Below are 21,783 nucleotides of genomic sequence, written 5' to 3'. Positions count from 1 at the left end.
CCGCCATGACGAAGATCGACACCACGCGCCCCGAGACCGTGCTGCCCACGCCCTCGCACACGGTCGGCCCCTTCTACGGCCACGCCCTGCCCTTCCCCGGCGGCGGCGACATCGCCCCGGTCGGCCACCCGGACACCATCGCCCTCCAGGGATACGTGTACGACGGCGAGGGAAACCCGCTGCCGGACGCGTTCCTGGAACTGTGGGGCGCCGATCCGGACGGCCGGGTGCCGCGGGCCGACGGATCCATGCGGCGCGACCCGGCCACCGGCGGCTTCCTCGGCCGCAACGGCGTGGAGTTCACCGGCTGGGGGCGGGTCCAGACCGACGCGAACGGCCACTGGACCGCGCGGACGCTGCGGCCGGGGGCGCGCGGGCACAGCGCGCCGTATCTCAGCGTGTGTCTGTTCGCGCGCGGGCTGCTCGTGCATCTGTACACGCGGATCTATCTGCCGGGCGACGAGACGGCACTGGCCGCCGACCCGCTGCTGTCCCGGGTGGATCCGGAGCGACGCGCCACGCTGATCGCCGCGGAGGAGCGCCCGGACACCTACCGTTTCGACATCCGCCTTCAGGGCGAGGGCGAGACGGTCTTCCTGGAGTTCCAGTGAGTTCTGCCGATGTCGACAGCCTGCTCGGTCCCGGGTGGGCGGAGTGCGCCGCCGCGTCCGCGACCAGCGACACCGCCTTCCTCCGGGCCCTGCTGGACGCCGAGGCCGCGCTGACCCGCGCCCAGGGCCCGGCCGAGGCGGGCCGGGCGGTGACCGAGGCCGCCGACGTCGGCCGCTACGACGTTGCGTCGATCGCGCGGCGCGCCCGGGCGGGCGGCAACCCGGTCATCCCACTGGTCGCCGATCTGACGCGGGCGGTGGGCGAGGAGTACGGCCCGTCCGTGCACCGGGGCGCGACCAGCCAGGACATCATGGACACCGCCACGATGCTGGTCGCCCACCGCGCCCTGGCCCCGCTCCTGGCCGACCTGGCGCGCACCGCCTCGGCGCTGGCCCGGCTGGCGGCCGAGCACCGGGAGACCGCGCTGCCCGGACGCACCCTCACCCAGCACGCCGTACCGACGACCTTCGGTCTGAAGGCGGCGGGCTGGCGTGCGCTGGTCCTGGACGCACGGGACCGGGTGACGGCCGTACGGGAGTCGCTGCCGGTCCAACTCGGGGGCGCGGCCGGGACGTTGGCGGCCTTCACGGCGTACGGCGCCGAGGACGCGCCCGCACTGGTCGCGGCCTACGCACGGGAGGCCGGGCTCGCGGCGCCCCAGCTGCCGTGGCACGCCCTGCGCACGCCCGTCGCCGATCTGGCCGGATGTCTGGCGTTCACGGCAGGGGCGCTGGGCAAGCTCGCGGCGGATGTGCTGACGCTGTCGCGGACCGAGATCGGCGAGCTGGCGGAGGGCAGCGGCGGCGGCTCGTCCGCCATGCCGCACAAGGCGAATCCGGTACGGTCCACGCTGATCGCGGCGGCGGCCCGGCGGGCGCCGCAGCTCGCGGCCACGCTGTACGGGTCGCTGGTGGCCGAGGACGAGCGCCCGGCCGGTGCCTGGCACGCCGAGTGGGAGCCGCTGCGGGAACTGCTGCGGCTGGTGGGCGGTGTCGCCCGGGAGGCGGCCGAACTCACCGAGGGGCTGCGGGTCGACGCGGACGCGATGCGCGACCACCTCGGTCTCACCCACGGGTTGATCGTCTCGGAGCGGCTCGCCGCCGAACTGGCCCCGGTACTGGGCCGCGCCCGCGCCAAGACGCTGCTCACGGACCTGGCCCGGCGCACCCGCACCGAGGGCCGCACACTTGCCGAACTCCTCACGGATGAGCCCGAGCTGGAGGACCTGGATCTCGTCGAGCTCACCGACCCCGCCCGCTACACCGGCAGCGCCGCTGCCCTCACCGACCGTGCTCTGGAGCGACGTTGACCGGCCTTCTCCTCAACCACCGTGTCGAGGGGCCCGCTTCGGCGCCCCCGCTGCTGCTCGGTCCGTCGCTGGGCACGTCGTACGCCCTGTGGGACGCGGTCGCGCCCGAGCTCTCCATCGGGCACCGGGTGGTCCGCTGGGATCTGCCCGGGCACGGCGGCTCGGCCGCGGACCTGATCGGGCCCGGGGCGAGCGTCGGGGACCTGGCCGGTCTGGTGCTGCGGCTCGCCGACTCGCTCGGCGTGGACCGGTTCGCGTACGCCGGGGTGTCGCTCGGCGGTGCCGTGGGACTGCATCTGGCCGTGCACCACCCGGACCGGGTCGCCTCGCTCGCCGTGATCTGTTCCTCGGCCCACTTCAACGGGGCGAAGCCGTGGGAGGAGCGGGCGGCGCTGGTGCGTGCCGAGGGGCTTGCCGGGCTGGCCGAGGGGGCGAACTCCCGTTGGTTCACGGCCGGGTTCACCGTGCCGCGGCTCGTCCAGGACCATCGGGAGGCCGACCCGGGGGCGTACGCGGCGTGCTGTGACGCGCTGGCCGCGTTCGATCTGCGCGACCGGCTGACCGAGATCTCCGCGCCGACGCTGCTGATCGCGGGGCGGGAGGATCCGGCGACCCCGCCGGTCCATCTGCGGGAGATCGCGGACGCGGTGCCGAACGCCGCGCTCCTGGAGCTCCCCGGCGCCTCCCATCTGGCGCCCGCGCAGTGCCCGGAGGCGGTGCTGACGGCCCTGCGCGCCCACTTCGGCGGTGCCGCCCCGCGCGGGATGGAGGTGCGCCGGGAGGTGCTCGGCGACGCGCATGTGGACCGCGCCCAGGCCCGCCAGACGCCCTTCACGGCACGCTTCCAGGACTTCATCTCCCGCTATGCCTGGGGCGAGATCTGGACCGACCCCACGCTCAGCCGCCGCGAGCGCAGCATGATCACCCTGACCGCGCTGGTGGCCCACGGCCACTACGACGAGCTGGCGATGCATGTGCGGGCGGCCCGGCGCAACGGGCTCACCCCCGAGGAGATCGGCGCGGTGCTGTTGCAGACGGCCGTGTACTGCGGGGTGCCCGCGGCGAACTCGGCCTTCGCGACGGCGCAGCGGGTGCTGGCGGAGGAAGAGGGCTGAACCCCCGCCCCCATCACTCCCGTCCCGCCCCCGCCGTGGCCAGCGCCTCCTCCGCCCGCGCCACCAGGCCGTCGGCACCGCACTGCCGGGCCAGGGTCAGACCCCGGCCGAGTTCGGCGGTGGAGCGGGCGGCGATGCCGTACTCGATCCGGGCCGCCGCGTGTTCGTACTGGCAGGGCGAGGCGTCCAGGAAGGTGACCGCCTGCGCGGCGAGCCGCACCGCGCGCTGGCCGGTCTCCAGGGCGGCGGCGCAGCGCAGGGCCTCGCCGATGGCCGTGTCGGTGCCGAAGCGTTCGGCGCGCCGGCGGACGTCGGTGGCCAGTTGGGCGGCCCGCGCCGGATCCTCGGTGGCGAGCGCACGGGCGAGGTCGACGGCCCAGGGGACCATGATGGGGTTGTGGTGACCGCGGGCGGTGGCCGCCTTCTCGGCCTCCTCCAGTTCGTTGATGCCGTCCTTGGTGCGGCCGACGGCGAGCAGCAGCCGGCCGCGCACCGAGCGCGGGTCGGGCAGCACGATGGTGGACGGGTACGGCGGGGCGAAGCCGTACTGCTCGGCCACCTCCCAGGCGTCCTCGACATGGCCGCGGGCCAGCAGGGTGTCGACGAGGTTGCAGGTGGCGGACCAGTACAGCGGCAGCCCGCGGCCCACGCGCTCGGCGAGCCGCAAGGACTCGCGCAGCGACTTCTCCGCCTCCCGCAACCGGCCCCGCCTGCGGTGTCCGACGCCCACATAGGCGTGGGCCAGGGCGAGATGGCCGCCGCTCCAGCCCGCTGACTCGTACCCCCGCAGGGCCTCGGTGTAGAGGGCCTCGGCGCGGTCGAGCCGGTCCGTGAAGGCGTACGCGTTGGCCAGCATCATCAGCAGCTCGATGCCCCACTCGGGGTCGGTCCAGCCGAGGCCGGGCGCGAGGCGGCCGTTGACGAGGGCGCGGTCGCACAGCTCGACGACCTCCTCGGCGTTCTCTCCGCGGGCCATGGCGTCGAAGCCGCATAGGATGAGCAGGGCGCGCTCGGAGTTGTCCCGGCCGGTGCAGGTCCGGGCGAGTTCGGCGAGCCGCTCGGAGCGCTCGGGCGAGGTGGCCTCGCCCGCGTAGATGCCCTCCCACATGAACTGCACAGCCTGCAACCGCAGTCGGGCGGGCCCGGACTCGTGCCGGGCCGCCTCCGCCTCGACCGTGCGGACGGCCTCCTCCAACTGGTCGTTGTGGAGCAGGGCCTGGGAGAGCCGGTACACGGCGTCCACCCGCTCGGAGCCGTCGAGTCCGGGCATCGCCAGCGCGCTGCGCAGATGGCCGATGGTGGTGGCCGGTGCGGTCAGCAGGGCGGCACAGCCCAGTTCGTACAGGACGTGCGGGTGGATCTCCGGCCGGGGCGGTTCACGCAGGGCGCGCTCCAGACAGCTGCGGGCCGCGTCCGGGGCGCCGACGGCGAGGTGTTCCCGGGCGGCGGAGCGCAGTTGGCTGACGAGTTCGGCGTCGTCGTCCGGGTGGACCTCCAGCAGATGCCGGGAGGCGGCCGCTGGGCCGCGCCCGGAGTCGGTGACCACGCGGGCGGCGATGCCGTGCATGGCGGTGCACAGGGCGGGCGGGATGGAGTTGTAGACGGCGCTGGCGATCAGCGGGTGGACGAACTCCAGGTCGCCCTCCTCCACCGGGGCGGCGGCCGGGTCGGGCGTGGTGAGGATACGGGCGTTGCGCAGGAGTTCGGCGCAGCGGACCGCGTCGTCCTGGCTCATGGTGGCAAGCCGGGCGACCTGGTCGACGGTGATCCCGGCGCCGAGGATGGCGGCCGCCCAGGCGAACCGGGTGGCCTCGATGCCGAGTCCCTCCAGGCGGGCGACGAGACCGCCGCCGCGGGCCGAGCGGTTCAGGACGCGCAGTTCGGCCGCGGAGGACTCGACCGGATCGATCTCGCTGTCCTGCACCTTGGCGAGCAGTTCGACGGTCTCGTAGGGGTTGCCCGCGGTGACCGCCCAGACCTCGCGGCAGAACGCGGCGTCGGCGTGCCCGCCGACGGTGGCGCGGGTGAGGCCCGCGGTGGCGTCCGGGGTCAGCGCGCTCAGCGAGGCGACGGGGCGGCTCGCCGTGGCGGCCACCGCGTCGAGGTGGCGGGCGCTCTCGCCGCGCACGTCGCCCGGCCTGCGGGCCACCAGGACCAGTACGGACAGGTCGGCGAGGCGCTCGGCGAAGGCGGCGAGCCAGCGCAGGGTCTCCTGGTCGGCCCAGTGGGCGTCGTCGATGAGCAGCACCAGCGGCCAGTCGCGCCGCGCGAGTCGTGTCACGGCGGCGACCAGGCCGTCGCACACGCCCTGCGGATCGGCGCGGCGTTCGCCGGGGTCCGCTATGCCGAGGGCGGGGCCCGCGATGTCGTACCAGTCGCCGAGGTACTCGCGGGCCTCCTCGGGCAGCAGGGACACCAGCGCGGGCTGGAGCAACTGCCGTACCACGTAGAAGGGGACGGACTTCAGGGCCTCGGCGCCGCGGGCGGACCACACGTGGCAGCCGCGCGCCTCGGCGATCCGGCGGGTCTCGCCCAGCAGGGCGGTCTTGCCGAGGCCCGCCTCGCCCCGGATGACCAACAGGCTTCCCGAGGAGGACCGGTCGGCGCAGAGGGTGTCCACCGCCCTTCGGACGGCGGCGAGTTCGGACTCGCGCTCCCACAGGGAAGCCGAGGCGGCCCCTGTGGGCCGTACCTCCGTCATCCCGCTACCTCCCCAAGTCGCCCGAACGACGTACAGGCATCGAGCGTAGTCCTCCGGCCGCACGCTTGGAGGGCGGTCCGGGGAGCTGTTGCCGTCACGGGTGACGGAGTGTTCGGGAAGATGACAGCGGGGGCCGGGCGGGCCGGTCCGGATCCCTCTCATACGGCTTTCACCGATGCCTCATACGGTGGGGTCATGACGCAGGTGACTCCTCCCGGGTGGTATCCCGACCCGGGGCAGACAAGTGACGGTCCCGCCACCGAGCGCTGGTGGGACGGCAAGGCATGGACGGACCGGACCCGCCCCGTGGGATCGGCCGCCGCATGGGGTCCGCCGGCGCCTTCGCCGGCCGCCGGGACTCCACCGGCACATCCGGCTCAACCGGCATATCCGGCCCAAGCGGAATTTCCCACCCAGCCGGGATATCCGGTCCAGCCGGGGTATCCGGTCCATCCCGGGTATCCGGGGTATCCGCCGCCGTCCGGCGGTCAGCGGCGCGGGCTGCGGACGGGCATAGCCGTGGCGGTGGCCGCCGCGGTCCTCGCGAGCATCGGTGTGGGCGTGTACGTCCTCGCCGACAGCGGGGGGTCGGACGGCGGCTCCGCCAACTCACAGCCGGGACAGGGCGGACAGGGCGGACAGGGTGGTCCGGGAGGCGGCCAGGGCGGCCCCTTCGGCGACGGTGGCTCCGGGGGTTCCGATGGCGGTGGCTCCGGCGGTTCCGAGGGTCAGTCCCCCAGTCCGGAGGGGTCCGAGGCGCCGCGGATCGAGAGCGGTTCGGTGACGGACGCGATCAGCGGGATCAGCCTGCCGGTGCCGGACGGCTGGTACGGCCAGGAGATCACCGCGGGCGCGTCGGTGACGTCGGACGAGTCGTACAAGTGCCCCGGCGACACCTCCTCGACCTGCACCAAGGGCGGCGCCTACTCGGCTCCGGCGAGCCTGCTCGGCACCACCGGCACGAGCGCCGAGGAGGTGGCGAAGGCGGACATCGAGAAGAATGCCGAGCAGTCCTACGGCGAGGGCTACGGCGGGATCACCTCGCACGACGTACTCGCCTCCAAGGCCGTGACCGTGGCCGGGCAGAAGGGCTATCTGGTGCGCTGGAAGGCGGTCACCGCCAAGGGCGCCGACGGCTATGTCGAGTCCCTCGCCTTCCCCTCGCCCGCGGATTCCGGGCAGATCGTGGTGGTCCGCTTCGGCATCGACGTCGGCGAGAAGCAGTCCGTCATCGACGAGATCACCAAGGGCATCAAGGTCGCGTCCGGCGGCGGCAACGGCCAGGACGTCTGAGACCCCCGGGAACCATACGGCCGGGTGGGGCACCTCTCCGCTCAAGAGGGACCCCACCCGGCCGGGGGGTGCGCGCCGCCCCCGTCCCCACGGTGCGGCGCGTGCAGACCACCGTCCGGTCATCCCGTGGACGGCGGCCTGAGCTTCATCTCAGGCCCGGCTTCATCTCAGCCCCGGCTTCATTTCAGCCCCAGCGCGGGCAGTACGGCGGCCTCCACGAACCGGAGCAGATAGTCCGGGTCGGCGAACTCGCCCTCCAGGACCGGCCGGGCCCGCAGCACGCCGAAGATCTGCGCGGCGACGTACGGCAGCGCGGGATGGTCGGCGGCGACCTCTCCGCGCTCGACCCCGCGCTCGATGATCTTCCGGAGCGCGGCCAGCTCGGGCTCGACGAGCGCCTCGCGCAGCGCCCGCTGGAGTTCCGGGTCCTGGGTGACCGCGTGCCCGAAGGCCTGGAGCAGAATCGTGGTGTCGCCGGACAGGTCGCCCGCCGCACGGCCCGCGGCGCGCAGGTCCCCCGCGAGCGTCCCGGTGTCGATCCCGCCGAAGCGCGGACACCTGCTGGCCCGCAGGGCCGCCGCGACGAACTGGGGCTTGGTCTTCCACTGCCGGTAGAGCGTGGACTTGCTGCACCGCGTGCTCGCGGCGATGCCCTCCATGGTCACGGCGTCGTACCCGCACTCACGGATCTGGTCGAGGACGGCGTCGAAGAACTCCTGCTCACGCTCGGGCGTGATCTTGGAGCGGCGCGAGGCGGCGACCGTCTCCGGTCCGTCCGCGGCCTGCGACGTCATCGGCACTTCTCCTCGGCTCGGGCTCGGGGCTTCCAGTGTGGCCTATATCAATCGATACGCCAGTGTACCGGTACCCGGCCGTATCGGTACACTGCCGTATCGGTACAGTGGCGTTTCGGTACTCGCCCGTATCGATGAGTTGGGCACGCTCGCGGAGTCACCAGCTCTACGGGCCGCCGCCCGCACCACCCACGCACCACCGTCAGCGAAAGGGCCGGGGGATGAATGCCCGCACCGAGCCTGCACCAGCCGAGTCGGACGCCGTAGCGCGTCCGCCGCTCGTCCGAGAGCTCCTGCTCGTCGCAGGGCTCTTCCTCGTCTACAAGTTCGGCCGGCAGCTGGCCACCGGCCACACCGGTGAGGCGTTCCGCAACGCGGACCGCGTGTGGGACCTGGAACGAGCCGTCCAGCTGCCCGGCGAGGGCTCGGTGCAGTCGGTGCTGCTGCACGGCGACACCCTGGTCCAGGTCGCGAACACCTACTACGCGACCGTCCACTTCCCGGCCACCGTGGCCTTCCTGGTCTGGCTCTACCTGCGGCGCCCCGCGCACTACGTGTGGGCCCGCCGGGTACTGGCCACCGTCACCGCGGTCGCCCTCGTCGGCCACCTGCTCTTCCCGCTGGCCCCGCCCCGGATGCTCGCCGCGACCGGCCTGGTGGACACCGCGCGGGTCTACGGACCCTCCGTGTACGGACCGCCCTCCAGCGACCACCTGTCCAACCAGTTCGCGGCGATGCCCTCGCTGCACTTCGGCTGGGCCCTGATGGTGGCGATCGGCCTGATCGTCGCCACCCGCTCCCGCCGGCGCTGGCTGTGGCTGCTCCACCCCCTGCTGACCCTGCTGGTGATCGTGGGGACGGCCAACCACTACTGGCTCGACGCGATCGTGGCGGGCGTACTGCTCGCCCTCGCGCTCGCCGTGATCCACCTGCCGCACCGCACCCGGACCACGGCAGGCCGCGGCACCGAACACCTCGTACCGGCCGAAGTACCCGTTGACGAACCGACTCTCGTGGGAGCGGGCCGATGAACGCCACGCTGCTTGCCGTAGTGCTGTCCCTGTTCTCCGCCGTCGCCTACGCGGCCGCCGCCGTCGCCCAGGAGCGGCTCGCCTCCCGGACCCCCGGGAACGGTGTGCTGCGACTGCTGGGCTCGCCGGCCTGGTGGTCGACCGTCGGGCTCAACGCCACTGGCGCGCTGCTGCACGTCGTGGCCCTGAAGTACGGGCCGCTCACCGTCGTCCAGCCGCTCGGGGCGCTCACGCTGGTCGCCGCCGTGCCGCTGGGCGCGCGGGTCGCGGGGCGCCGGGTCAGCACCGTCGAGTGGCGAGGCACCGCCCTCACCCTCCTCGGCCTCGCGGCGATCCTCGTCACGGCGTCCGGGCACGCCCCCGACGATGTGCTGAGCGTGTCCGAGGCGGTGGCGGTCGCCGGGGTCACCTCGGTACTGATCGCCGTGCTCGGGCGGCCGGGCAGGCGGCGGGGCCTGCGGCACGCGACCGCGTCCGGGGTCGCCTCCGGAGTGGCCTCGGCGCTCACCCAGACCGTGACGGTGGCCGCGACGGACCGATCGGGATCGCTGCTGAGCGTGCAGGTGATCGGGGTGGCCCTGGTCGTCGCGGCCTTCGCGGCGGGCGGACTGCTGCTGTCGCAGTCGGCCTACCAGGACGGCCTGGACGCCCCGCTCGCCCTGGTCACCCTGTCCAACCCGGTGGCCGCCGCGCTGATCGGCCTCGCCCTGCTGGGCGAACGCCTTCAGGGCGGCGCGGCCGGAGTGCTGCTGGCAGTGGCGGGCGCGGGAGTCGCGGCCCGGGGTGTGGTCCTGCTGACCCGGGCGACACCCGCCACGGACGACGACCACCCGGTGGCCGCCGTGCTGGCCCTGGAGCCGGGGACGGCCACGCCGGAACCGGCGCTGGCGGCGACGCCGATGCCCCGGCAGCCGGAGCCGGGGCATCTCACGCCGCTGTGAGCCGCGCGTCGTAATCGGTCCTAGCCGACGACGATCGCCGGGTCGCTGACCCCGGGACGACCGTTCTCGACGTGTCCGGCGAACCTGCGCAGGAAGGCCGGGTCGGCGTCGGAGGTGACGGTCAGGTCGTACCAGCGGCGGCTCGCCGCGAGGCCGACGGTGTGCCGGACGGTGGCGCCGGGCCGCACGGTGAAGGTCCGAGCCCGACCGCCGTACCCATTGCTGACCTTCAGCCGGACGCTCGCCTCCCCCTTGTTGGTGAAGGTGAGCCGCACGTCGTCGCCGGTGTGCCGGGCGGTGACCTCGGGCCCGGCGGCCTTGTTCGGGCCCTTGAAGACGCGCAGGAAGCCGTTGGGCCCGTGCACGGTGAGGTCGTACGAGCCGTTCGAGTACGCCGAGTTCCAGGTGTCGGCGATGTTCTTGCCGGCCTCGGTGGTGTACGTCCACGGTCCGTCGGCGCGGCTGCCGGAGGTCACCAGGAAGGCGGCGCCCGCGTGGGCGCCGGAGGCGAAGGCCAGCGTGAACTTACCGGCCGCCGCGTCCACCGAGCCATCCACGTACGGGGCGTACTTCAGCGGGCGGGCGGGGCGCAGACCGCGCTCCTGGCGGGGCATGTCCGGGTCGGCGGGCGGCGTCGGCCTGTAGTCGGGGTGCCGCTCGCGGTCCTGCGGCTCGTACTCGTCCGTCTCCGGCAGGGCGGCCGGGCGGCTGTCCTTGCGGGAGAAGTCGAAGGCCGAGGTGAGATCGCCGCAGACGGTACGGCGCCACGGGGAGATGTTGGTCTCCCGCACCCCGAACCGGCGCTCCATGAACTGGAGGATCGACGTGTGGTCGAGGGTCTCGGAGCAGACGTAACCGCCCTTGCTCCACGGCGAGACGACCAGCATCGGCACGCGCGGGCCGAGGCCGTAGGCGCCGGCCGGGCGCCGGCTGTCACCGGGGTAGAGGTCGAGCGCGACATCGACGGTGGACTTGCCCCGGGAGGCGTCCTTCGGCGGCAGCGGCGGCACCAGGTGGTCGAAGAAGCCGTCGTTCTCGTCGTACGTGATGAACAGGGCCGTCTTCGACCAGACCTCCGGGTTGGAGGTGAGCGCGTCCAGGACCTGGGCGATGTACCAGGCACCGTAGTTGGAGGGCCAGTTGGAGTGCTCGGAGAAGGCCTCGGGGGAGGCTATCCAGGAGATCTGCGGCAGCGTCCCGGCCTTGACGTCGGCCCGGAGCCGGTCGAAGTAGCCGTCGCCGTTCTTGACGTCGGTGCCGGTGCGGGCCTTGTCGTACCAGGGCTCGCCGGGCTGGGCGTTGCGGTACTTGTTGAAGTACAGCAGGGAGTTGTCGCCGTAGTTGCCGCGGTAGGCGTCGGCGATCCAGCCCCAGGAGCCGGCGGCGTCAAGGCCGTCGCCGATGTCCTGATAGATCTTCCAAGAGACCCCGGCCTCTTCGAGTCGCTCCGGATAGGTGGTCCACCCGTACCCCAGCTCGTCGTTGCCGAGCACGGGCCCGCCACCCTGGCCGTCGTTCCCGGTGTAACCCGACCACATGTAGTAGCGGTTGGGGTCGGTGGAGCCGATGAACGAGCAGTGGTAGGCGTCGCAGACGGTGAAGGCGTCGGCGAGGGCGTAGTGGAACGGGATGTCCTCGCGGGTCAGGTACGCCATCGTCGTGGTGCCCTTCGCCGGGACCCACTTGTCGTACTTGCCGCCGTTGTACGCCTGCTGGCCGTCGGTCCAGCCGTGCGGCAGCCCCTCCAGGAACTGCATGCCGAGGTCGTCGGCGGTGGGGTGGAAGGGCAGCAGGTCCTTGGTGCCGTCGGACTGGTGCCAGACCGACTTGCCGCTGTCCAGCCGCACCGGGTGCGGGTCACCAAAGCCGCGGACGCCTCTCAGCTTGCCGAAGTAGTGGTCGAACGAACGGTTCTCCTGCATCAGGACGACGATGTGCTCGACGTCCCGGATCGAACCGGTGCGGTGGTTCGCCGGGATGGCGGCGGCACGCTGGATGCTGCTGGAAAGCGCGGTGAACGCCGAGGTGGCGCCCGCGACTTGGAGGAATCTACGCCGGTTGACATCGGGCATGAGTGAGGGACCTCTCCCCTTGAGGGTGTTCGACCGGACGGAGCCGCTTGACGGATTGCGCGCGGAAGGAGTGTTCCAAGAGCACCAAACGTCAGGGAAGGGTCTGGTGGCGCTTGTGTGAAAGTCGACGGTACGGAAGGTTCTCCCGGCCCGCGCCGGACGGGACCAGCTCCATCAGCAGGCGGCTCCAATCGGCGCGGCTGGCCTCGAACGCGGCCAGCGCCGAGGCCCGAGCCGTGCGCCGGACCCGGTCCAGCACCGCCCGGTCGGCCGACAGCCGGTCCAGCAGCGCGCGCAGTTCCGCCGGCCGTGCCGGATCGACCAGGAACCCCGTCTTCCCGTCCACGACGATGTCGGTGAGGCCGCCCGCCCGTCCGGCGAGCACGACAACGCCCGCCAGCATGGCCTCCAGAGCGACCCGGCACTGCGACTCGGTCCGCGAGACAACGAGCAGGAAGTCGACGGACCGGTAGAACGACGGCATGTGTTCAGGGGCCACCGCGCCCAACAGGCACACGCGTTGGCGCCGCGCGGACGGCAGCGCGTCCACGGCCTTCAGCACGGCTCCCGACAGCGGACCTGCCCCGGCGATCCGCATCCGCCAGCGAGGCGTCAGTGCCGCCATCAGCCCGGGCAGCAGATCCGCCCCCTTCAGCACCGACAACTCACCCGCGAAGCCGACGACTCCGACCGGACCCCTCGCCCGGTGGACGCCCGGACCGTCGGCCGGTCGCACCGGAAGGGGCAGGACATGCGTCGGTCGTATGCCCGCGTCCCGCAGTTCGAGGGCGTGCGCGTGGCTCAGGGCCGCCACACAGCTGTGACGGCGCGTCAACCGAGCGGCCAGGCCCAGCAGAAGGCGACGTACCCAGTCCGGCAGCACGCGCAGACGGTTGTGGCGGGCATGCTCGGGGGCGGTGTGGATGATCAGGACCGTGGGGCATCCGGTGAGCGGGACGACGGCCGCGGCCAGGGTGGACAGCCAGCGGAACGAGAAGGTCCAGTGGACGACGACGAGATCGGCGTCCGGCGCCCAGCGCAGCAGCCGCCACGGCGACGCGCACAGCCAGGTCGAAGCGGCGCGCAGCCGTCCCCGGTCGTCCGCGAAGTGGTCGCGGGAGCGTGCGGAGACGATCCGGAACTCGTAGCGGTCCGCCAGGAGCGCCGCCAGATCGAGTGCGGCCAGCGCCAGACCACCGCCGGACAGTGGCGGATAGTCGTGCACCATGATCACGACCGGTCTGGTGGCCCCCTCACGATCCGACCCCGGCACGTTACCGGCGGCCCGGCTGGTCGTCGGCCCGGAGCGACCAGACCAGTTCGTACGCCAGCATGTCCGGCTCCATGGCCGCCCCGAAGTCGGCCTGGATCGAGGGGTACTCGGTGCGATAGCAACGCGTCGCCCGCAGTTTGCGCTCCAGCGCCGCCCCGGTCAGCCGAACCGTGTCGACCGTCAGCCGGTACCGGTCGCCCACGGTGGCGGCGAGCCCCTCGGCGACGATCTCGTCGGCCGGCGGATTGTGCACGCCGCCCAGCCAGGTGGGCAGCCCGTGGCGGACGACATACGGGCTGTCGCCCCACAGCCTCACCTCCGCCCCCGCCTTCGCCAACTCGACCGCGTACAACGCCACGGCACGGTGGTCCGGGTGGCCGCCGAAGCCGACCGGCGCATGGACGAGCCGGTCCCGCAGCGCGTCCGGCGGCAGTGCCTCCGCGATCTGCGACACTCGGTCCCTCAGGTCGATCCGGTCGCGCACGATGCGCACGAAGGAGTCCGGATCCTCGGCGACGGCCTGGGCCAGCTCCGGGTCGCGGTCGGCGACGTACTGGATGTCCAGTAGGTCGAGATGGCGCGGATCCCGCCCGGCGACGGCCAGGGCCTCGCGGTCCTCGCGGCGGCGTCGGCGCATCCAGGCGGCCGACTCCTCGGCGCCATGCGACGCGTCCAGCGGGGTGACCCGGCCCGGGTCGGGGATCCCGGCGAAGACAGTGACGACCTCCGCGCTCCCGGGACCGTCCAGCACATGCCACAGACCGAACACCGCGTCATCGAGATGGGGGGACAGCAGCACCACTGGGCGATCGTGGGAGGACTGCACGGCGTGCTCCTCGGGCGTCGGCGTCTCGTGCCACCATCATGGGCACGATACCCCCGGTCCTACCCGGTCGACACAAGCTGGCGGTGTGGTGCCAAAGATCGCGATCATCCAGGACGGTACCGAGGTTGCCCGGCAGTCGTACGCCGACATCACCGGATGTTTCGAACGGTGCACCGTCGCGCTGTCGCGAGACGGCGTCGACCTCGCGGTGCACACGTTCACCGACGAGGCCGTGGAACACCTGCTGGACCACGTCCATCCGGACGAGTACGCGTGCCTCGTCTTCGCCTCCAACTCCCTGCTGAGCAGCCAGGTCAACCGCGCCCTGGAACGCCGCGGCCCCGCGCTGGAGGACTATCTGGCCGCGGGCGGCGGGGTGGTGATCCTGCATCAGCTCTTCGACACCCTGGAGCCGGTGCTGCCCCACCGGCTGTGTCCCGTCCTGACGGACCGCGTCTCACCACGCGGCCCCGAGCCCGCCACGGCCTACGACCCCGAGGATCTCCTGCTGCACTACCCGCTCGCGGTGCCGATGCCCACCCTGCACGACGGCGGCCCGCCCGCCGGGCCGCCGTCGTTCTACTACAAGGCGATGTCCTCGACGGGGCTGCCCGAGAGCCTCAAACCGGTCCTCACGCACGGATCCGACGTGCTGGTCGCCCGAAGCTACGACCACCTGGCGGAGCGTGTGGTCGTGGCGACCCCGCCCTTGGACTGGCAGCGCTCGGACGAACTGCTCGCCAACGCGCTGCGGTTCGCCGCCCTCGGCCGGCCGAGCCGTCTGGTCTGGAGCAGCGGCAACAAGCGCACCGCGCTGGTACGGCGCTGGCTCGGCATGGATGGCAAGGCCTCCGTCCGTCCCCTGCCGCCGCACGACGCGCCGCTGGACCGGGTGGACCGCTGGCTGCTGGACAACGTGGAGATGCTCGCCACGCCGCCCGTCGACTACGACGCCGTGCAACGGCGCCCGGAGGTCATCTCCTTCCTGGGCCGCGGCGGCGCGCTGGTGACCACGGACAACGCGGCCTCACCGGTGGCCGCCCGAATCAGCGTGCAGGTCGGCAACCACATCGAGCGCTCGCTGGCCTCCCGCCTGTACGCCGAACTGCGCGCGACCCAGGGCTGGGAGACGATCCAGTACGCCTTCGAACTGCGCAATATCGTCTCGGCGCTGGCCCTTCTCGCCGAGGACCCCGGCAACCTTCGCGCCGGGGCGGTCACGCTGCCCGAACTCGCCGCGCTGCGCGCACCGTTGCGGGAGCGGCTGCGAATCCCGGAACACCGGGAGGACCTGTCCTCCAGCATCGCCCTCGCGGCATCTCTCTTCCTGCTCGCCGACGGATGGCTCGACCGCGCCGACGTCGACTGGATGGCCGAGGACCCTCGTGGGACCCGGTTCGAGGTGGCTCTCCAGATCAGGGCGGTCCTGGCGCTGGCCGATCGGCGCCCCGACTCCGGGTTCCTGACCGCCGCCCGCGAGGGGCTCACCTCCCACGCTCCCGCGCTGGCCTCCCTCGCGCCGGTCGTGCGGATCCTGGACTCGCTGGCGCTGCTGGACCAGTCCGGTCTGCTGGGTCCCGGGGAGCCCACGGACGCCGAGGAACTCAGCACCCTCGTCTGCGACCTGCTGGAGGCCCACCCGCCGAAGGACGCGGCGTACGGCTGGCTGTCCGTCGAGGCGACCGCGGATCTGGTCCGCGGTCTGGTCGTCCTTCTCGACCGGCTGCCGCCCGACGCGAGCACCCTGGCCGACCGTCTCTCCGAGGACCTGGCCGTGGCGGTGGCCGCGCTGCACCGCTCCCAGCACCGCTACGAGCGCAACCGCCGAGGCGTGGCCTGGCTGAGCCGGCTGACGCACGCCCTCGTCGTCGCCGAACGCCGGTTCCCGATCGGGCTGCAACGGCTGACCGATCTGGAGTGGCCCGCGCAGCACATGCGGGAGCCCGAGACCTCCGGCGCGGCCCGCGCGCTGCTGGATCACCTCTCCGCCGAGAACCGCACCTTGCGCGAGGAGACGCAGCGCGGGCGGGCCGAGCACAGGGCCGCCCGGGTGGGCCGGTTCACGGCGACCGCGCTGGGAGCCCTGCTGATCACCGTGCCGTTCGGCTATGTGCTGGCCCTGCTGGAAATCGGCAGACCCTGGGAGATGATCACGAACACCGCACTGATCTCCTCCGCGTATCTCGTGCTGCTCTACATGGTGCTCAGCCTGCTGTCGCGCTGGCGGTTGCTGGCCGGGCCCGCCGATGCGCTGCGGCGCTGGATCGCCGCCAACGTGACGCTCACCCGGCTGCTGCGCAGGCCCGGTCCGGAGCGCGGCCAAAGCTCACCAGTCTGACACCGTCCAGGGCGCGGGCCGCGCGGCGAACATCCGGTCGGCGAGCGCGACCGCACCCCCGGTGCGGGCCTCCACCAAACGGGCGCGTGCGAGGGTCGTGAAGGAGAAGTCGCCGAGATAGGCGGCGCCGAGCGTGCCCACACGCAGCGAGAGGTCCGGTGCAGCATTCACGGGGGTCACCGCCGCATGGTCCGGGCCACCGTCGAGCCGGAACCGTCCGGTGTTGGCCGTCAGCGTCGGATCGTCGACCTCCAGCACGAGCGATCCGTGCACCGCGTACCGCCGTTCGGACAGCGCCGCGGGCACGTCGAGAAGCCGCAGCACCATGAAGTCCCGCACGCCGGTCACCTTGACGGCACTGCGGTCGGACAGCAGCCAGGGGAGGAGTTCGTCCACCGGGAGATGGTCGGCCACGACGGTATCGGCCTGGTCGAAGTCCAAGCAGTACGTCCACAGGGCGCGGCGTGCGTCATCGGTGACCGTGATCAGGTCCTCGACGACCAGACGGCTCACCGGCTGTGCGCGCAGCTCGCCGTGGGTGAGCCGGTAGGTCAAGTACCCCTGGGTGACACCGCCTGGGTCGTCGTAGGCCACGGCGAACCGCTCGGTGGGGGCGGTACGGTACAGCGGCCGGTCCCGGAACCACATCCGCCAGAACTCGGGGCGCCGGGAGATCTGCCCGGTTCGCAGGCGCCGGTGGCGCTCGAAGGTGGCGGGGAGAACCTCGCGACGGGTGGCGGCGGGCAGCATCCGCAGGCCGCCCCCCTCGCAGGCGCCCGGCGACAAGAGGCCGGGCCTGCGCCGCACTTCGAGGGATAGGGCCCGGGAGGTGGCCAGGTAGTCGAAGCGGCCGACGATCGCGGGCACGGGTGTGGTGCCGACGAGGACGGACTCGTCGTGGTCGAGCGCGTCGCGCATGTGCCATTCCATGAGCGCCCGCATGTATCCGCGTCGACGGCTCGTCGGCAGCACGGCGGTGAGCATGGTGCGGGCGCCGGGGACGACGCGCCCTCCGGGGACGGTGAGTTCAAGGTGGTCGGCCGCGGTTCCGGCGACCATCTCTCCGTCCTCGACGATGGCTGTCGTCCGGTCCAGGACGTACAACTCCCGTGCGTCGTCAAGGGCTTCCGCGCTGATGTGCCGCCCCGCCGCGGTCTCCAGCATGGTCACGTACTCGGCGAAGGTGTCCGGTGTCACTGCGGTGAGTCGCATGCCGCATTTCTCGTCCACGCCTCATGGCGGGAAACGCGCCGACTCGGGAGCCTGTGGAGTATGACTGCTTCACGTCTGCATGTGGCGGTGGTGGCACCGCCGTTCTACGAGGTTCCGCCCCGGTCGTACGGCGGGGTGGAGCGGGTCTGCGGATGGCTGGTCGACGGGCTGCTCGCCAAGGGGCACCGAGTGACTCTGGTCGGCGCGGGAGAGCCGCGCACTCGGGCGCACTTCGTGCGGACGTTCACGCACCCGCAGCCGGAGGACGGTCCGGACGTCGCCGGAGTGGAGATCGTGCACACGGCCCGGGCCGCGGCCGCGCTGGCCGAACTGGCGCCGGACGTCGTCCACGACCACACCCGGGCCGGGCCACTCACCGCGCCGGGCCGCGCCTTCGCCCCGACGGTCGTCACGTCCCACACCCCGCTGCGCGGCCCGGAGGCCGCCTCCGACCACCTGCGGGCGCTGAACCCCTGGCTGTCGCTGGTCGCGATCTCCGACGCCCAGCGTCGGGACGCCCCGCACCTGCGGTGGGCGGCGACGGTACACAACGGGATACCGGTGGACTCCAGTCCGTTCCGGGCCGACAAGGACGACTTCGTGCTGTACCTGGGCCGGATCAGCGCCCAGAAGGGCGTCCACCTGGCGATGGACGCGGCACGGGCCGCCGGCCGTCCGATCGTCCTGGCCGGATGCTGGACGATTCCCGAGGAGCGGGCATACTTCGAGGCGGAGATCCGGCCCCGCCTGGCATCGGACGTGACATGGCTGGAGTCCGTCGCCGGCGCGGAGAAGGAGCAATTGCTGTCCCGGGCAGCGTGTCTGCTCTTCCCCATCCGCTGGCACGAACCCTTCGGGCTCGTGGTGGTGGAGGCGCTGGCATGCGGTACGCCGGTGGTCGCTCTGCGGGCCGGTGCGGCACCGGAACTGCTGGAGGACGGGGTGAGTGGTGTGCTCTGCGGCGACCCCGGCGAACTCCCCGCAGCCGTCGACCGCGCCACCCGCCTGGACCCGGCGACCTGCCGCCGATCCGCACAAAGGTTCGACGTCTCGGCCATGGTCGCCGGGTACGAATCCGTCTACCGGCGCGCCCTGGACGGGTTCCGGCACACGACCTCGCGAACCGCGCCCACGAACCCTTCCGCCTGACGGAAGCCGCCTTGCCCACCCCGGGCGGGCGTCACGAATCTGAGTCCCAGCACGGCTCACGGGGCAACGGTGCCCCGCTCTCAAGGACGGGAACGCCATGCCACACATCACCGCCTTCGCCAGGAACCAGTGGTACGTCGCCGCTCACAGCCATGAGGTGGGGCGGGAGTTGTTCGGGCGGCGGGTGCTCGGGGAGCCGCTGGTGTTCTACCGGACCGAGGCGGAGGGGACTGTCGTCGCGCTCAACGACCGGTGTGTGCACCGGCGTTATCCGTTGTCCGAGGCGCCGACAAGGCTGGACGGGGACCGGGTCGTCTGCGGGTATCACGGGTTCACCTACGACACGACCGGCACGTGTGTCCACGTGCCGGGGCAGAAACGCGTCCCCCGTACCGCCCGCATCGCCTCCTACCCCGTCGTCGAGCAGGACTCGCTGGTGTGGGTGTGGATCGGGGACCCCGCCCTCGCCGACCCGGCGGGCATCCCGCGCGCCCGGCACCTGGACTCGCCCGGCTGGGTCACCGTGCGCGGCATGGAGCCGATCGCCTGCGACTACGGGCTCCTCGTCGACAACCTCCTCGATCTCTCCCACGAGACCTATCTGCACGGCGGTTACATCGGCACCCCCGAGGTCGCCGAGACCCCGATCACCACGGAGGTCGACGAGGGCGCCGGGATCGTCCGGGTGAGTCGGCACATGGACGACGCCGAATGCCCGCCGTTCTATGCCAAGTCCACCGGGATCGAGGGGCGGATCATGCGGTGGCAGGACATCGAGTACCACGCGCCCTGTCTCTATCTCCTGCACAGCCGGGTCGCGCCGGTGGGGGTCGTGCCGGAGGCGGACGGGACTGATCCGGGCGGCTTCCACACTGAAATCACCTACGCCATCACGCCCTCCGGCGACGGCGAGGTGTACGACTTCTGGGCGGTCTCCCGGGACTGGGCGACCGACGACGCGGACGTCACCGAGTTCCTGCGCAGCAACAACCACACCGTCGTGATGCAGGACGTCACGGCCCTCAACCTGCTCCAGCGCACGCTCGGCAGCGAGCGGCACGGCTACCAGGAGCTGAGCATCAACATCGACACCGGTGGCCTCGCGGCCCGACGGATCCTCGCGCGGCTGGTCGAGGAGGGCGACAAGCCCGTGGAGAAGGTCCTGTGACGGCACCGACCGGCGAGATCTACCGCATCGACTGGGTGCCGGGCACCGATGTCCTGCACGGCACCTGTCACTGCGGCGCCGAGCACACCGCCGAGGACCCGGTAGCCATGTGGGAGTGGATGCTCGGCCACCCCGAGGGGCATGCGTCCCATGGCTGAACTCATCGTCCGTCAGCGGGAGTTCGTCGCCGATGGCATCCTCGGGCTCAGTCTCGCCCATCCCCTCGGCGAACCCCTCCCCGCCTGGGAACTCGGCGCCCACATCGACCTCGTCCTCGCCCCGGGCCTGGAGCGCCAGTACTCCCTGTGCGGTGCCCCTGCCGACCGGACCGCCTGGCAGATCGCGGTGCTGCGGGAGGAGGAGGGGCGGGGTGGATCCGCCTTCGTGCACGAGCGGTTGGGGGTGGGTGACAAGGTCGAGGTGCGCGGGCCGCGCAATCACTTCGCCCTCCGCCCGGCCTCCCGCTACCGCTTCATCGCCGGTGGCATCGGCATCACCCCGATCCTGCCCATGCTCGCCGCCGCCGAGGCCGCCGGCGCCGAGTGGAGCCTGCTATACGGCGGCCGCACCCGCGCTTCGATGGCCTTCACCGAACAACTCCGCCGCTACGGCGATCGCGTGACCCTCGCTCCCCAGGACGAGACGGGGCTGCTGGAAGTGCCCTCAGTGCTCGACGATCTCCCGGACGGCACCCTCGTCTACTGCTGCGGTCCAGGGCCGCTCCTGGACGCGGTCGAGGACCGATGCCCCTCCGGAGTCCTCCACGTCGAGCGGTTCCAGCCCAAGGAGCAACACACCGACCAGGACACCGAGTTCGACGTCGTCCTCGCGCGGAGCGGCCGTACTCTCACCGTCCCGCCCGGCGTCTCCGTGCTCGACGCCGTGCGCGCCGCCGGGGTCGAGGTGCTGTACTCCTGCGCCGAGGGCACCTGCGGAACCTGCGAGACCGATGTCGTCGAGGGCACCCCCGACCACCGGGACTCGGTGCTGACCGAGGCCGAGCGCGCGGCCGGGGAGACCATGCTCATCTGTGTGTCCCGGTGCCGGGGGAAGAGGCTCGTGCTGGACCTGTGATCCGGAGGTCGGCCTCGATCCGGGCGACCGTGTCCAGCAGCGGGGGCAGCAGGTCACGGCGGACGGATTCCAGGGAGTTGCGGCCCGCGTGCACCGCGATGTTCACGGCCGCCGTCACCGCGCCGCCCCGGTCCCGCACCGGGGCGGCGATCGAGCGCAGGCCCAACTCCAGTTCCTGGTCGACGATCGCGTAGCCCTGGCGGCGCACGCGTCGCAACTCGGCCCGCAGAGCGTCCGGCTCGGTCAGTGTGCGCGGGGTCAGTGGGCTCAGGTCGGCGCGTGCCAGGCGGGTGTCGATCTCCTCGTCCGGCAGATCCGCGAGGATCACCCGGCCCACCGAGGTGACATGCGCCGGGAAGCGGGTGCCCACGGTGATGGCCGCGGTCATGATGCGGCTGGTCGGCACCCGGGCGACGTACACGATGTCATCGCCGTCCAGGACGCACAGGGACGACGACTCCCGGATGCGGCCCACGAGTTGTTCCAGATGCGGTTCGGCGAGCTCGGGCAGGGTGAAGCTGGAGAGGTAGGAGTAGCCGAGCTCCAGGACGCGCGGGGTGAGCCTGAACTGGCGTCCGTCCTGGTGGACATAGCCGAGGTCGGCCAGGGTCAGCAGCAGCCGGCGGGCGGCCGCGCGGGTCAGTCCGCAGTCGCGGGCGACGTCGGAGAGCGTACGGGTGGGGTGCTCGGCGTCGAAGGAGCGGACGACGGCGAGGCCGTGTGCGAAGGAGTTCACGAAGTGGCGTCCGCGGCCCGGCTCGGGCATCATCGCCTCCTGGGGTGTCAACAATTTTGTCAGCGAAACTGGTTGACCTGATCGGTACAGGGCTCTACCTTCCCGCTGAGCGCATTTGAGCACTACTGTGCGGTCAGCG

18 protein-coding genes are annotated in these 21,783 nt (G+C 72.4%); 11 read left to right on the top strand and 7 right to left on the bottom strand.

All coding sequences use genetic code 11. The features are described from left to right. The first annotated feature begins 5 nt into the window (after window positions 1–5). From pcaG to pcaDC, 3 genes are read left to right on the top strand one after another with little or no spacing between them, the layout of a single operon-like run. Window positions 6–611: a protocatechuate 3,4-dioxygenase subunit alpha gene (pcaG, locus tag STRCI_RS34020; protein WP_269662803.1), complete on the top strand. Its 606-nt coding sequence runs from the start codon at window positions 6–8 to the stop codon at window positions 609–611. Further along, entirely contained in the window at window positions 608–1,921 is a 1,314-nt protein-coding gene (gene pcaB / locus STRCI_RS34015; RefSeq protein ID WP_269662802.1) for a 3-carboxy-cis,cis-muconate cycloisomerase, read from the top strand. Before pcaG ends, pcaB begins: the two co-directional genes overlap by 4 nt. Further along, window positions 1,918–3,036: a bifunctional 3-oxoadipate enol-lactonase/4-carboxymuconolactone decarboxylase PcaDC gene (gene pcaDC, locus STRCI_RS34010; RefSeq protein WP_269662801.1), complete on the top strand. Its 1,119-nt coding sequence runs from the start codon at window positions 1,918–1,920 to the stop codon at window positions 3,034–3,036. The genes pcaB and pcaDC overlap by 4 nt, the downstream gene beginning before the upstream one ends. 13 nt (window positions 3,037–3,049) lie before the next feature. Here the strand turns inward: pcaDC and STRCI_RS34005 are convergent, their stop codons facing one another. After that, the gene (locus STRCI_RS34005; protein WP_269662800.1) at window positions 3,050–5,737 is read right to left on the bottom strand and encodes an ATP-binding protein; all 2,688 of its coding nucleotides are present in this window, start codon (window positions 5,735–5,737) and stop codon (window positions 3,050–3,052) included. A gap of 195 nt (window positions 5,738–5,932) precedes the next feature. On the opposite strand from STRCI_RS34005, the gene STRCI_RS34000 reads away from it, so the two are divergent. After that, the gene (locus STRCI_RS34000; protein WP_269662799.1) at window positions 5,933–7,030 is read left to right on the top strand and encodes a DUF2510 domain-containing protein; all 1,098 of its coding nucleotides are present in this window, start codon (window positions 5,933–5,935) and stop codon (window positions 7,028–7,030) included. A gap of 179 nt (window positions 7,031–7,209) precedes the next feature. Here the strand turns inward: STRCI_RS34000 and STRCI_RS33995 are convergent, their stop codons facing one another. Continuing rightward, a complete protein-coding gene (locus tag STRCI_RS33995; protein ID WP_269662798.1) occupies window positions 7,210–7,824 on the bottom strand; it encodes a TetR/AcrR family transcriptional regulator in 615 nt (204 codons plus the stop codon). A 221-nt stretch (window positions 7,825–8,045) separates the two neighbouring features. Between STRCI_RS33995 and STRCI_RS33990 the strand changes: the two genes are divergently transcribed. Continuing rightward, window positions 8,046–8,855, top strand: a complete 810-nt coding sequence (locus STRCI_RS33990; protein ID WP_269662797.1) for a phosphatase PAP2 family protein — start codon at window positions 8,046–8,048, stop codon at window positions 8,853–8,855. Beyond that, complete coding sequence (locus STRCI_RS33985) at window positions 8,852–9,796, top strand: DMT family protein (protein WP_269662796.1); 945 nt, start codon at window positions 8,852–8,854, stop codon at window positions 9,794–9,796. Before STRCI_RS33990 ends, STRCI_RS33985 begins: the two co-directional genes overlap by 4 nt. A gap of 20 nt (window positions 9,797–9,816) precedes the next feature. Here the strand turns inward: STRCI_RS33985 and STRCI_RS33980 are convergent, their stop codons facing one another. From STRCI_RS33980 to STRCI_RS33970, 3 genes are all read right to left on the bottom strand, one after another. After that, window positions 9,817–11,868 carry a phosphocholine-specific phospholipase C gene (locus STRCI_RS33980; RefSeq protein ID WP_269662795.1) on the bottom strand — a complete coding sequence of 684 codons (2,052 nt, stop codon included), beginning with the start codon at window positions 11,866–11,868 and terminating at the stop codon, window positions 9,817–9,819. A 91-nt stretch (window positions 11,869–11,959) separates the two neighbouring features. Then, the gene (locus STRCI_RS33975) at window positions 11,960–13,096 is read right to left on the bottom strand and encodes a glycosyltransferase family 4 protein (protein WP_269664723.1); all 1,137 of its coding nucleotides are present in this window, start codon (window positions 13,094–13,096) and stop codon (window positions 11,960–11,962) included. A 46-nt stretch (window positions 13,097–13,142) separates the two neighbouring features. After that, window positions 13,143–13,967, bottom strand: a complete 825-nt coding sequence (locus STRCI_RS33970) for a PIG-L family deacetylase (RefSeq protein ID WP_269662794.1) — start codon at window positions 13,965–13,967, stop codon at window positions 13,143–13,145. 85 nt (window positions 13,968–14,052) lie between these two features. Between STRCI_RS33970 and STRCI_RS33965 the strand changes: the two genes are divergently transcribed. Further along, window positions 14,053–16,305 carry a hypothetical protein gene (locus STRCI_RS33965; RefSeq protein ID WP_269662793.1) on the top strand — a complete coding sequence of 751 codons (2,253 nt, stop codon included), beginning with the start codon at window positions 14,053–14,055 and terminating at the stop codon, window positions 16,303–16,305. On the opposite strand, the gene STRCI_RS33960 is transcribed toward STRCI_RS33965, so the two are convergent. Next, window positions 16,294–17,517: a GNAT family N-acetyltransferase gene (locus tag STRCI_RS33960; protein ID WP_269662792.1), complete on the bottom strand. Its 1,224-nt coding sequence runs from the start codon at window positions 17,515–17,517 to the stop codon at window positions 16,294–16,296. The genes STRCI_RS33965 and STRCI_RS33960 overlap by 12 nt on opposite strands. Before the next feature lie 60 nt (window positions 17,518–17,577). On the opposite strand from STRCI_RS33960, the gene STRCI_RS33955 reads away from it, so the two are divergent. The 4 genes from STRCI_RS33955 to STRCI_RS33940 all read left to right on the top strand — a co-directional run bounded on the left by STRCI_RS33955 (window position 17,578) and on the right by STRCI_RS33940 (window position 20,908). Next, on the top strand, window positions 17,578–18,666 hold the full coding sequence (locus STRCI_RS33955) for a glycosyltransferase family 4 protein (protein WP_269662791.1): 1,089 nt from the start codon (window positions 17,578–17,580) through the stop codon (window positions 18,664–18,666). A 97-nt stretch (window positions 18,667–18,763) separates the two neighbouring features. Then, entirely contained in the window at window positions 18,764–19,834 is a 1,071-nt protein-coding gene (locus STRCI_RS33950) for an aromatic ring-hydroxylating oxygenase subunit alpha (protein ID WP_269662790.1), read from the top strand. Then, window positions 19,831–19,992 (top strand): hypothetical protein, encoded by a 162-nt coding sequence (locus STRCI_RS33945; protein ID WP_269662789.1) that lies wholly within the window; start codon window positions 19,831–19,833, stop codon window positions 19,990–19,992. The genes STRCI_RS33950 and STRCI_RS33945 overlap by 4 nt, the downstream gene beginning before the upstream one ends. Then, window positions 19,985–20,908: a PDR/VanB family oxidoreductase gene (locus STRCI_RS33940; RefSeq protein WP_269662788.1), complete on the top strand. Its 924-nt coding sequence runs from the start codon at window positions 19,985–19,987 to the stop codon at window positions 20,906–20,908. The genes STRCI_RS33945 and STRCI_RS33940 overlap by 8 nt, the downstream gene beginning before the upstream one ends. On the opposite strand, the gene STRCI_RS33935 is transcribed toward STRCI_RS33940, so the two are convergent. Further along, window positions 20,859–21,674 (bottom strand): IclR family transcriptional regulator domain-containing protein, encoded by an 816-nt coding sequence (locus STRCI_RS33935; RefSeq protein ID WP_269662787.1) that lies wholly within the window; start codon window positions 21,672–21,674, stop codon window positions 20,859–20,861. The genes STRCI_RS33940 and STRCI_RS33935 overlap by 50 nt on opposite strands. Window positions 21,675–21,783 lie beyond the last annotated feature (109 nt).

The organism is Streptomyces cinnabarinus (assembly GCF_027270315.1).
In the GTDB taxonomy this organism is placed as follows: Bacteria; Actinomycetota; Actinomycetes; order Streptomycetales; family Streptomycetaceae; genus Streptomyces; species Streptomyces cinnabarinus.
This window is presented reverse-complemented; position numbering and strand designations above follow the sequence as displayed.